At 56.3% G+C, this 348-nt stretch carries 1 pseudogene; it reads right to left on the reverse strand.

The window, feature by feature from the left end:
• Window position 1: 1 nt before the first annotated feature.
• Window positions 2-348, reverse strand: a pseudogene (locus tag JDF658_RS13630) (IS200/IS605 family accessory protein TnpB-related protein); the annotation flags it as partial.

The raw sequence follows: 348 nt of genomic DNA on the forward strand, positions 1-348 counted from the left end.
GTCACCGTACGGACAGGGCCAATAACTTCAGGTCAGGCCAGACGGAGTTATACGCCTCCTGCTCACTCTGGGCAAGCCCGTTATGCACAGGAAGCCTCTCTTCCAGCCGCCTCAAGCAGGCCCTGACCCCACGGGTCATCCCTTTTCCTTCCCCAGGTCTATCAGGATTAACCTTCCGGGTCAGGTTTTGCTTGATTTGCGATACCAGTTGCCTGAGTTCTTCAGTCACCCGTTCCCTGAAGCCCATCGCCCGGCGTCCTGTAACCAGTGCCGCCGCGCAATGCACCGGAACGGCGTAACGTTTCATATACTTCCAGTAACCTATGGTTGAAGTATGCCGGGGTGATA

Origin of the sequence: Carboxydocella sp. JDF658 (genome assembly GCF_002049395.1) — a bacterium.
Taxonomy (GTDB): domain Bacteria; phylum Bacillota.